Here is an 11,802-nt window from a genome sequence, read left to right as displayed (position 1 = left end):
ATAATTATCTATAATTTTTGCAAAGGAAAGATAATGTCTGGAAAAGTATCTGCTTTGAACGGTCGTCTTATCGATAATCTCGAAAAGACTCTGCTTGGGAAAGTCGTCCTCGTGGTTGTCGGCACGCTGGCGTTGGCAATCGCATCACAGATTTCGGTGCCGATGGTGCCTGTGCCAATCACCATGCAGACATTTGCTGTGACGATGATTGGAGCGCTTTATGGATGGCGATTGGGCGGTCTGACAGTTTTGGCATGGCTCGCCGAGGCGATGGTCGGTTTTCCCGTTCTTGCCGAATTCAAGTCGGGCATTGCACCTTTCATGGGGCCAACCGCAGGATATCTCGTGGCATTTCCACTAATGGCGATATTTGTCGGTTTCCTCACTGAAAAGGGCATATCGGCCAATCGGTTGTTTGCCGGCTTTTCAATGCACCTTGCCGCGAACCTGCTTTGCCTGCTCTTGGGATGGATGTGGCTGGCACAGGTGATCGGCGCTGAAAAAGCCTGGATCGCCGGCGTTGTACCATTCCTGATCGGCGCGGTCCTTAAATCTGCCCTAGCAGCAACGGTGCTCAAGGCAACCAAAGGCCGGGTAAAGACCTCTTGAGTATACGTCTGCGCGGGCATCATCTGCTCTGCATGTTGACCTTTGTCGGTGAGGGCTACACAGCGGCCTTCACCGATAATTATCGCAAAATCGCCAAACGGCTGTCTTCCGGTGAGACAATCGAGATTGTCGATGGGCCAGACGATATATGCCAACCCTTGCTCTGCAGTCAGGGCGCGCATTGTTACAAGGCAAGTGTCGTGCAGCGCGATATTGCTGCATTGGATGCGGTTGGGCGGTTGCTTGGGAAAACACTGTTGATTGGTGATACGCTGAAACCCGACCACGTGTTTCTGTCACGTTTGCGGTTGGCATTTTCACACAATTCGATTCGCAAAGCCTGTCATGATTGCGAATGGAGTTCGCTTTGCGACAAGGTTGCCGCCTCCGGTTTCAAGGGCGTGAAAATCATCTCTCAAACCGCCGAACCTGCTGCGTGCCATGGTTAATGGCACGCTCGCTTCTTGCATTTGTCACGCTGCGATGACCAACTGAATACAAATGAAATAATGCTTTTTTGTCAGATATTTGCGTTTTTCTGCGCCGCATTCAGTCTTTGATAACCATCTTCGGTAACCATAGGCATCAGTTCAGTTCGAGTAAGCGTATGGAGCGAGTACCGATGGCATCAGTTTATCCGCTGGCCGATTTTCGGCGTGCCGGTTTTGATCGTGCAGGGCAGGAGGATGCCTGGAAAGACAGCATCATAAAGGGCGATTGCGTAGCAGCTCTTGAAGCATTGCCGAGCCAGTCGGTCGATGCGATTTTTGCCGATCCACCCTATAATCTTCAGCTTGGCGGCACATTGCATCGTCCGGATCAGTCTGTTGTCGACGCCGTTGACAATGACTGGGACCAGTTCGCTTCGTTTGAGGCTTATGATGCTTTTACACGTGCATGGCTTCTCGCCTGCCGCCGTGTGTTGAAGCCCAATGGCACGATCTGGGTTATTGGGTCCTACCACAATATTTTCCGCGTCGGTGCGATGTTGCAGGATCTCAACTTCTGGCTCCTCAACGATATCGTCTGGCGCAAAACCAACCCGATGCCGAACTTCAAGGGTCGCCGGTTCCAGAACGCACATGAAACCATGATCTGGGCCAGCCGCGATTCCAAGGCCAAAGGCTATACCTTCAACTACGAAGCGCTGAAGGCATCTAACGATGACGTGCAGATGCGTTCCGATTGGCTGTTCCCGATCTGCAGCGGGCATGAGCGCCTGAAAGGCGAAGACGGCAAGAAAGTTCATCCGACGCAAAAGCCGGAAGCATTGCTGGCGCGTGTCATCATGTCCTCGACCAAGCCGGGCGATATCATTCTCGATCCATTCTTCGGTTCTGGTACCACCGGTGCCGTTGCCAAGCGTTTGGGACGCCATTTCGTCGGCATTGAGCGTGAGCAGGATTACATTGATGCAGCTTCCGCTCGCATCGCGTCGGTAGAGCCGCTGGGCAAAGCCGAATTGACGGTCATGACTGGCAAGCGTGCTGAGCCACGCGTCGCGTTCAATACACTGCTTGAAAGTGGACTTGTTCGTCCAGGCCAGGTTTTGACCGATGTGAAGCGCCGTTATAGCGCCATTATTCGTGCGGATGGTACGATTGCTTCAGGCGGAGATGCGGGTTCCATTCACCGGCTTGGAGCCAAGGTGCAAGGGCTGGATGCCTGCAATGGCTGGATGTTCTGGCACTTTGAAGACGGTGCTGACCTCAAGCCTATCGATGAATTGAGAAGTGTCATTCGTTCTGAACTGGCAAAGGTAGAATAAACGATCCACCGCCGCGCCTGTCTGCCAGTTTCTCTTTCCGGTGTAAGTACCTCTAGTCTCGGAAGGAGATGAACGGCCCCCGAAGCGAAAGCCTCGGGGGCCGCTCTGTTTATAAGCTATTTCTGTATCGTGCTGAAATGTTGGTCATATAAGTATTGCTTTAGATAACAAAACCATGACAGTTTCACACAAGCCTGTGTCTTTATCTCTGTTTTCAGAGGAGACATGGCGAGTTGCGAAAGCATAAACTTCTCACGCATGAATTCTGAAATCCTGCCGTTTACGGCTGGACTGACGCAGGTGGGAGACCGCCATTTCCTGCCTGCGTCAGATATTCGCTCACAGCACGCCGTGCGCTTTCAAATCTTCTCTCAGCTTTTCAATGCCGGTAAAATGCACTGCCTGCCATCCGGCCTTGCGTGCGCCTTCGACGTTTGGATAGGAATCGTCGATAAACAATGTGGCCGAAGGCTCCAGATTAAAAGCCTTGTGATGTGTTTCGTAAATCGCGACATCGGGCTTTATCAATCCAACATCGCCGGAAACGGTGACCCCACGTGGCCGTTTCAAAAAAGGGTACATTTCCTGCGCCTGCCGGAATGTGTCCGACGCAAAGTTGGTCAGCATCGTCACGTCACGACCGTCCTCGATCAGTCCAAGCATGATCGCAACGGAATCGTCATAGGCGTGCGATACCATTTCATGCCAGTTTTCGCGAAACGCACGGATATGTGCTTCTTTTTCCGGATGCTCTGCAATCAGCAACGCTTCAGCATCCTGCCAGGTACGACCTCTGTCCTGCTCCAGATTCCAATCATGCGTACATACATTCTCGAAAAACCACTGGCGCTCTTCCTTGTTGGGAATGATGCGGCTGTAGGGAATGTCAGGATCGTAGTGGATGAGTACTTTGCCAATATCGAAAACAATATGCCGAATAGTCTGGGTCATGCAGAGGTCCCGTTATGATCGAAAGCAAACGGAATAGCCTGTTTGATCGCTTTTTTCATGACTGTTGGCAGCGCTTGCGCATCAAGATTTGTGACTGGCTCCCACCATCCGTCATTGACACGATTTTCGCTGTCGGGAGGAATTTTTGCCCGATAGATCGAAAGTCTCAATTCAAAATGGGTAAAGACATGCACGATTGCGCCTGCGGCCTCCCAGTCCGCTGGCAACGGCGCTTCTTCGGTCCCCGTCGTGCCGTCGATCCTCGCTGTCCAACCCGTTGTTGGCACTTCTGTCATGCCACCCAGCAAGCCGCTTTCAATCCGCCGCCGCAACAGAATCTCGCCGCTGTCATTGACAGCAATAAAGGCTGCACCGAGCCGGACCGGCTTGTCTTTTTTGGGTGCCTTGACCGGAAAGCGCTCCGGATTGTCAGTGGCAAGCGCCAGACAGTGCTCGTTGAACGGACAGAGTGCGCAGGCCGGACGCTTCGGCGTACAGATAGTAGCACCCAGATCCATCATCGCTTGCGCAAAATCGCCGGGACGGCCGGCCGGCGTCAGCGCAACGACCTTGGCTTTCATGGCCGGTTTTGAAGATGGCAGGGGCGCGTCGATGACAAAGAGCCGCGAGATAACACGCTCGACGTTACCGTCCATCACGGCAGCCTGCCGATTAAAGGCGATCGCTGCGACGGCGGCAGCGGTATAATCACCAATACCGGGCAGGGCTCTCAAGCCATCTTCAGTGTCCGGAAATATACCGGCATGGTCACGGGCAACGGTTTCGGCGCATTTCCGCAAATTACGCGCACGTGCGTAGTAACCGAGCCCAGCCCAGGCGGCCATCACATCTTCAACCGGTGCATCAGCCAGATCGGTAACGGTTGGCCAGGCGGCCAGGAATTTTGCGAAATAGGGTTTTACCGCCTGCACGGTTGTCTGTTGCAACATCACCTCAGACAGCCAAACGTGATAAGGGTTAGCTGTGACACCTTTTGCTGCCACGGCAGGGGATGTGCGCCATGGGAGTTCCCTGTGATGCCTGTCATACCATCGCAATAGCAGGTCGGATAATGCTGGACGGTCGTTCGTGAGGAGCATTGCACCTTTTCCGCGATATTTATGTCACGCGACACCCCTGGTGGAAACTGTTTTCAACGGAAAAGCAGGGATATGTCACTGGTAATGGCGCATTCTTTAAACTATGCCAACCATCTCATATAGGGCCATGCAAATCTTAGTCAATGAAAGTGGAATTGATGAAGCCTCTGTCAATGAATGCAAACAACCATGTGTTCATTATTGCCGTGGCGGCCTTGGCAGGTGTCGGCGGCTCGGTCACGACGATCCTGTTGATAGCCTCCATTGTCTGGGCGATTGTTTCTCTTTCTCTGAAACGTTTTCCGCCAGCCTTTTCCAGACAGGATCTTTTCCTGATTATACCGGCCATCGTCTACGTTTTGGTGCAGTTCCTCGCCATGCTCATCAATTCGGATACCGGTTTGATGCCTGTATTGCGCAAGCTGGCACCATTGCTGCCGTTCTTGCTGTTCTGGCTGATGCTGCCGCGTCTGCGCATTACGTCAGGAAGGACCCTTTTTGAGAGTTTTGTCCTGGGTGCTGCGATCTGTGGCATCCTCGCTTTGCCCATTGCCATGTGGCAGGGCGTTATTCTGCGGACTCGTGCAGAGGGCGGAGCGGGTAACGCGCTGCCATTTGCCCTGATTTGCGCTCTGTTTTCAGTGCTTGCATTGTTGAACCTGCTGTCTGAGGTCAAATGGCGCAAGATTGTTGGTTTCATTGGCTTTGTGGCTGGCTTCGTCTGTCTGCTGCTGTCTCAGTCACGCGGCATGTTGCCGGCAACCGTCCTTGCTATCGCTTTGTTCGCAATGTTTTTCCCGGCCACTATCAAGCCGTGGCTGAATATCAAGGGTGCGCTTATTCTGGCTGTTGTTGCCGTGATCATCGTGTGGTTCGGCATCAGCAGTGCCGACAGAATTCGCGATACGATTACCTATATGACCAGCGAAAATGCCACTGCAACCGACACATCATACAGTGTCCGAATGGACTTATGGAAATATGGCCTTGAGTTGGTTCAGCAGAACCCGGTTTTTGGTTATGGTGTTCAAAACAGACGTGCGCTGATCGAACAGACCGGACTGCAGTTCACCCACTTCCACAATGGTTTTCTGACGGCGATGGTTGATTCAGGTATCGTCGGTTTCCTGTCTTTGGTTGCGTTGCTCTGCGCACCGCTCCTGGCCGCGATCAATGCCGCTCGTGATGATTTTTATCGCCAGCGCCTGTTTGTCGCTATCGTTTTGACTGCTACATATGTGGTTGGCGGCATGACGAACTTCATCTTCGGCCACGATATCTACGACAGTATTTTCCTGTGGTCGGCGCTGGTTATTTTTGTCACTCTGCCAGTCACAACTGAAGAGAACACGAAGGGAAATGTGCGTGGCACCGTTTAAGGGACGCAGACCATCTGTTGTCCAGATATCGGAAGTAGCCAACGGTATCATCGACCCGGTGCTGGCGCGCCGGGCAGGGATCAGCACCGCCCTGCTTGGTTCCTGGGATGAAATTGCCGGTGAAGATTTTGCCGACTGCACCCGTCCTGAAAAAATTGCCTGGCCGCGACGCGACGATGCATCCGACGGCAGCGGTTATCAACCCGGTGTTCTGACGATTGCCTGCGAAGGCGCACGTGCGCTTTTCCTGACCCATGCGCAAGGTGAACTGATTGCCCGTATCAATGGATTTTTCGGTTATCCCGCCGTGCGCCAGATCCGTATTGTGCAAAAGCCCGTTTCTCAGGCGATACTGCGCAAGAAAAAACCGCAGCCATTAAAGGGAGACGCCGCGAAGCGTCTTCACGACATGATGGAAGGTATTGAAAGCGAACAGCTTCGCAAGGCGGTGGAGCGATTGGGCACCGCAGTGTTGCAGAAACCTGCGCGCGGACGTTCTTGATCAACGGCAATAGTGTCGGAAAATACTTCCGAATGTGCACTGATATTTTAGCGAAACGAGCTTTGGTCACAATTCTTTGACAATAAGAATGAGAATGGCTGCTTGTTATGAACAGGCCGCCGCGATATCGGAAATACAGACATATCGAGTCTTCACACGAACAGGTGCTTCAATGCCTTCTTCCGAACTTACCATGACCCGCCGTAATCTTCTTGGCAGCGTTGCTTTGGCAGCGGTTTGCGTAACCTTGCCGATTTCGCTGGTTGCGGATTACGCAAGCGCGCAGGAACTGCCGCAATCCATTGGCGATGTGGACATGACGGAAGTGCTCAAGCCTGGCCCTCTGCCAGACAAGGCGCTTGGTGATGCCAACGCACCAGTCAAGATCGTGGAATACATGTCCATGACTTGCCCGCATTGCGCAAACTTCCACAACAACACCTTCGACAAGATCAAGGAAAAGTACATCGACTCCGGTAAGGTGTACTTCGTTATCCGCGAATTCCCGTTCGATCCGCGTGCTGCTGCGGCCTTTATGCTGGCCCGTTGCGCTCCTGAAAACCAGTATTACCCATTCGTCTCCATGCTGTTTAAGCAGCAGCAGACATGGGCGACAGCACAGGATGCACGCGCCGCATTGCTGCAAATGTCGAAACTTGCCGGTTTTTCACAGGAGAGCTTCGAAGCCTGCTTGACGAACCAGAAGCTTCTGGATGATGTGAACGCAACGATGCAGCGTGGTGCTGGCGAGTTTGGTGTAAACTCTACGCCAACCTTCATCATCAACGGCAAGAAGTATGCTGGAGACATGTCGCTTGAATCCATGTCGGCCCTTATCGACAGCCTTAGCTAAACGACGTTCCATTCAAATGGCGGGCGGCGGATCATTCCGTTCGCCCGTTTTTTATTGCTTATGCGGTACCGGGGATAACGATCAATGAAGTTCAACAAGCTACGCCTTGTCGGCTTCAAGTCGTTTGTCGAACCATCCGAGTTCATCATTGAGCCGGGACTGACTGGTGTTGTCGGTCCGAACGGCTGCGGAAAATCCAACCTTGTTGAAGCGTTGCGTTGGGTGATGGGGGAAAACTCCTACAAGAACATGCGCGCCTCCGGAATGGATGACGTCATCTTTTCAGGTTCCGGAAATCGTCCGGCCCGCAACACCGCCGAAGTTGGCCTTTATCTCGACAATGCAGACCGCACGGCACCTGCGGCGTTTAATGATGCAGACGAAATTCAGGTGACGCGACGCATTGAGCGCGAAAATGGCTCGGTCTATCGCATCAATGGTAAGGAAGCCCGCGCCAAGGACGTGCAACTGCTGTTTGCTGATGCATCAACCGGTGCCCGCTCTCCATCGATGGTCGGGCAGGGGCGCATTGGCGAGTTGATTAACGCCAAACCGCAGGCCCGCCGTCAGTTGCTGGAAGAGGCAGCCGGTATTTCCGGTTTGCATTCCAGACGCCATGAGGCGGAACTGCGCCTGCGCGCTGCAGAAACCAATCTTGAACGTTTGGAAGATGTAACGGCGCAGCTGGAAAGCCAGATTGAGAGCCTGAAACGTCAGGCCCGTCAGGCAAATCGCTTCAAGAGCCTGTCTGCCGATATTCGTGCCCGCGAGGCGATGTTGCTGCACATCCGTTGGGTGGAGGCCAAGCAGGCTGAAGGCGAAGCCGAAAGCGCACTCAATCAGGCCACTGTTCTGGTTGCTGAAAAAGCCCAGAAGCAAATGGAGGCGGCCAAGGAACAAGGCATCGCAAGCCTGAAGCTGCCAGAATTACGTGAGAATGAAGCGCGCGCCGCAGCCGCCTTGCAACGCCTGCAAATCGCCCGAACCCAACTTGATGAGGAAGCAGGCCGCCTGCTCAGACGTCGCGATGAACTGACCAGACGCTTGGCGCAACTGGGAGAAGACATCGCCCGCGAAGAGCGGCTGGTAGCCGACAATGCTCAGATCCTGACGCGGCTAGATGCTGAAGAGGCTGAGCTGGTGGAGACACTGGCCGATAGCGGGCGTTATGCCGAGGAAACGCGCGAAGCCTTTGAGGCGGCCGCGGCAAAGCTTAGCGAAAGCGAAAATGCCGCAACGGCACTGACGGCTCAGCGTGCGGAAGCCGCAGCTGCCCGTACCCAGCTTGAACGCGCCATTCGTGATCTCGCCGATCGCAAGATGCGCCTTGAAAAACAGGCACAGGATGCGTCCTCCGAACTGGATGTCATCTCCGAAAAACTGTCTTTGCTGCCGGACCCCGCTGAAAAGCGCTCGGTGGTCGAGGCGGCGGAAGATGCGGTCAGTGACGCGCAGATTGCGGTTGAAGATGCCGAAACGGCACTGACGGAGGCGCGTAGTGGTGAGGCCATGGCGCGTGCACCGGTGGATGCGGCGCGGGCGCGTGTAAACGGCCTTGAAACCGAAGCCCGTACCATTTCACGCATGCTGGCGGCCGGCGCAAGCTCTGGCACATTCACGCCGATCGCTGAAGAATTGACGGTTGGCAAGGGTTTTGAGGTGGCTCTTGGCGCGGCCCTTGGCGATGATCTTGAAAGCTCACTTGATCCGGCGGCTCCGACCTATTGGAGCGTCAGCGGCGACGCAAGCGCTGATCCTGCGCTGCCAACCGGACTTGCCTCTCTGGCCGAACATGTAAAGGGTCCGGGGGCCCTTTCGCGTGCGCTAAAGCAGATCGGCATTGTCGCAAACATTGAAGACGCACTTCGCCTGATGCCGAAGCTGCAAACCGGCCAACGGCTTGTGACGCGTGAAGGTGCGGTGTTCCGTTGGGACGGCCATGTCACCGGCGCAGATGCCCCGGGAACGGCCGCCCTGCGGCTTGCGCAGAAAAACCGTCTGGCTGAGCTGGAAGGCGAGATGGAAGAAGCGCGTTTTGCGCTCTCGGAAGCCGAAGAACTGCTTGCGGCGACGGCGGATGAAATTCGTCTAGCCGATATTCGCCTGAATGAAGCGCGCGAAATGAGCCGTCTTGCCGTGCGGCATCTGGCGGAATCGCGTGACGCGCTGTCCAGTGCAGAGCGCGCCTCCGGTGACCTGATGCGCCGTCGCGATATCGTCAGCGAAGCCGTCAACCAGATCCGGTCGCAGATCGAAGAGGTTGTCATTCAGGAAGAAAATGCGCGTATCGAAATGGATGATGCGCCTGATCTGACGCAGATCGATACCCGTTTGCGCGAAGTCCAGATGGAGGTAGCAACCGATCGTGGCCTGCTGGCCGAAGCCCGAGCCCGTCACGAAGGTCTGAACAGGGAAGCCGAAGCCCGTCAGCGCCGTATCAACGCCATCGCGCAGGAGCGCAGCACGTGGCAGGCACGTGTTGCCAGTGCTTCCGAACATATTTCGACCTTGCGTGAACGTGAGGAAGAAGCCCGCGAAGAAATGCTCGATCTCGAGGTCGCGCCAGAAGAGTTCGATGAAAAACGTCGTGCACTTTTGACCGAACTGCAAAAAACCGAAGAGGCTCGCCGTCTGGCCGCTGACCAGCTGGTGCATGCGGAAAATCTGCAACGTGAAGCAGACCGCACGGCTGCGACGGCACTGTCAGAACTGGCGGAGGCCCGCGAGCGTCGCGGTAGAACCGAAGAACGTCTGGTATCTGCGCGCGAAAGACGCCAGGAAACCGCACATCGTATTCAGGAGACGCTCAATGTCGGTCCACATCAGGCCTACCGCCTGACGGGCCTTGCCGTTGATGCAGCGCTGCCTGATCTGCGCGAAGTGGAGCGTGAACTTGATCGCCTCAAGATCGAACGTGAGAGACTGGGTGCGGTTAACCTGCGTGCGGATGAAGAGCAGGCAGAGCTTTCGGCAAAATTGACCGCTCTGGTCAAGGAACGTGATGACATCATTGATGCCATCAAGAAACTGCGCGCCGGTATCCAGAGCCTGAACCGCGAAGGACGCGAGCGTTTGATCGCTGCCTTTGACGTGGTCAATGGCCAATTCCAGCGGCTGTTCACGCACCTGTTCGGTGGTGGCACTGCGGAACTGCAATTGATTGAATCGGAAGACCCGCTGGAAGCCGGTTTGGAAATTCTTGCCCGCCCACCCGGCAAAAAGCCGCAGACGATGACGCTTTTGTCCGGTGGCGAGCAGGCATTGACGGCAATGGCACTGATCTTTGCTGTGTTCCTGACCAACCCGGCGCCGATTTGTGTGCTGGACGAGGTGGACGCACCGCTGGATGACCACAACGTCGAGCGTTACTGCAATCTTATGGATGAAATGGTGGCGTCAACCGCAACGCGGTTCGTCATCATCACCCATAACCCGATCACTATGGCCCGCATGAACAGGTTGTTCGGTGTGACCATGGCAGAACAGGGTGTGTCGCAACTCGTGTCGGTCGATCTTCAGGCCGCAGAGCGGCTTGTCGAGGTTGCGTGATCAGGTCTTTTGCAGTCTAAGGCCGGTTCCCCAGGGATCGACAGCTTCAGCATCGCCATTCTCAAGCTGGGAAACCTTGTAATCTGCTGCCTCAAGACGCGCCTGCTGCTGCTTGATGTCAGCCGCGTCGGTGATCGTCAGCGAGAACCAGGCAAGCCCGGTCTGTTTGTCATCGCGCGATTCGGCGCCCCGACTGTTCCAAGTGTTGATGGCGACATGGTGATGATACCGTCCGGAAGACAGGAAGGCAGCGTCCTCACGGTTGCCGCGTGTTGAGGCGAGGCCCACTGCATTTTCATAGAATGCACGGCCCTTGGCGATATCGCCGACCCGCAAATGCATGTGTCCGATACGCAGATTATCCGGCGCGATCGTATAATCGTCCTTTGTTGTATCGGTCAGCGACACGATGTCGTCGATATCAAGCTCCTTGGTGCCCATCGTCACTACATCGCCATCCCACTGCCAGCTATCCTTTTGACGGTCACTGTAGACTTCGATGCCGTTGCCTTCGGGGTCGTTCAGATAAACGGCTTCACTGACATTGTGGTCGGCAAAACCGGTAACCGGTGCCTGCATTCTTGCGACATGCACAAGCCAGCGGGCGAGATCCTTGCGGGTGGGCATCAGGTAGGCAATGTGGAATAGGCCCGCAGCACTCTGGCTCTCAAATTCCGCCTCCGGCAGGTGAATGAGATGCAGCAGTGGTATGCCACCGGCACCAACAATGACGGTGTTGCCGTTGCGCGCAATCTCGGTGAAGCCCATCACCTGCCGGTAATAGGCAAGCATGTTATCAAGGTTTTTTACCCGGATTGCGGCCTCGCGGACATGCATTGGCGTGGTCAGAGCAAACGGCAGGGCATCGGTGGAAAGGGTCAGGTTGGTCATGCCTTCGGCTTTGACAGCACCGGCCAGGGCAGCGCTGGCAGATGTCACGCCAGCAAGTTTCAGAATATGTCTGCGAGAAAGGTTCATGGAAAAAATCCGGGAGTGAGATTGATTTCCCTTACGCCGCGTTTTGTGCTCTTGCATCTCACGAATGCGTCAACCGTTTACGGAAAATTCGTGATCCTGAGAGGCAAAGCATG

At 54.9% G+C, this 11,802-nt stretch carries 10 protein-coding genes; 7 read left to right on the top strand and 3 right to left on the bottom strand.

The window, feature by feature from the left end; translation table 11 throughout:
- Positions 1–33: 33 nt before the first annotated feature.
- The 3 genes from M2418_RS07265 (at position 34) to M2418_RS07255 (ending at position 2,377) form a co-directional block, all read left to right on the top strand.
- Positions 34–609 (top strand): biotin transporter BioY, encoded by a 576-nt coding sequence (locus tag M2418_RS07265; RefSeq protein ID WP_259145694.1) that lies wholly within the window; start codon positions 34–36, stop codon positions 607–609.
- Complete coding sequence (locus tag M2418_RS07260; RefSeq protein WP_259145693.1) at positions 606–1,058, top strand: DUF1284 domain-containing protein; 453 nt, start codon at positions 606–608, stop codon at positions 1,056–1,058. The genes M2418_RS07265 and M2418_RS07260 overlap by 4 nt, the downstream gene beginning before the upstream one ends.
- A 173-nt stretch (positions 1,059–1,231) precedes the next feature.
- The gene (locus M2418_RS07255; protein ID WP_192487196.1) at positions 1,232–2,377 is read left to right on the top strand and encodes a site-specific DNA-methyltransferase; all 1,146 of its coding nucleotides are present in this window, start codon (positions 1,232–1,234) and stop codon (positions 2,375–2,377) included.
- Positions 2,378–2,716: 339 nt separating this feature from the next.
- Here the strand turns inward: M2418_RS07255 and M2418_RS07250 are convergent, their stop codons facing one another.
- Positions 2,717–3,328, bottom strand: a complete 612-nt coding sequence (locus M2418_RS07250; protein ID WP_259145692.1) for an HAD family phosphatase — start codon at positions 3,326–3,328, stop codon at positions 2,717–2,719.
- Positions 3,325–4,428 (bottom strand): A/G-specific adenine glycosylase, encoded by a 1,104-nt coding sequence (mutY, locus tag M2418_RS07245; RefSeq protein ID WP_259145691.1) that lies wholly within the window; start codon positions 4,426–4,428, stop codon positions 3,325–3,327. Before mutY ends, M2418_RS07250 begins: the two co-directional genes overlap by 4 nt.
- A gap of 158 nt (positions 4,429–4,586) precedes the next feature.
- Here mutY and M2418_RS07240 point away from each other — a divergent pair, with 158 nt between their 5' ends.
- The 4 genes from M2418_RS07240 to smc all read left to right on the top strand — a co-directional run bounded on the left by M2418_RS07240 (position 4,587) and on the right by smc (position 10,711).
- Positions 4,587–5,807 carry an O-antigen ligase gene (locus M2418_RS07240; protein ID WP_259145690.1) on the top strand — a complete coding sequence of 407 codons (1,221 nt, stop codon included), beginning with the start codon at positions 4,587–4,589 and terminating at the stop codon, positions 5,805–5,807.
- Positions 5,788–6,309 carry a DUF721 domain-containing protein gene (locus M2418_RS07235; protein ID WP_192487200.1) on the top strand — a complete coding sequence of 174 codons (522 nt, stop codon included), beginning with the start codon at positions 5,788–5,790 and terminating at the stop codon, positions 6,307–6,309. The genes M2418_RS07240 and M2418_RS07235 overlap by 20 nt, the downstream gene beginning before the upstream one ends.
- A gap of 172 nt (positions 6,310–6,481) precedes the next feature.
- Positions 6,482–7,162 (top strand): DsbA family protein, encoded by a 681-nt coding sequence (locus tag M2418_RS07230; protein ID WP_192487201.1) that lies wholly within the window; start codon positions 6,482–6,484, stop codon positions 7,160–7,162.
- Between the two features lie 84 nt (positions 7,163–7,246).
- The gene (smc, locus tag M2418_RS07225; RefSeq protein WP_259145687.1) at positions 7,247–10,711 is read left to right on the top strand and encodes a chromosome segregation protein SMC; all 3,465 of its coding nucleotides are present in this window, start codon (positions 7,247–7,249) and stop codon (positions 10,709–10,711) included.
- Here the strand turns inward: smc and M2418_RS07220 are convergent, their stop codons facing one another.
- A complete protein-coding gene (locus M2418_RS07220) occupies positions 10,712–11,689 on the bottom strand; it encodes a VOC family protein (RefSeq protein WP_259145685.1) in 978 nt (325 codons plus the stop codon).
- Positions 11,690–11,802 lie beyond the last annotated feature (113 nt).

The organism is Rhizobium sp. BIGb0125, from assembly GCF_024810055.1.
Classification (GTDB): Bacteria; Pseudomonadota; Alphaproteobacteria; order Rhizobiales; family Rhizobiaceae; genus Agrobacterium.
The sequence above is the reverse complement of the archived record's forward strand: the minus strand, read 5'-3'. Positions and strand labels throughout refer to the sequence as shown.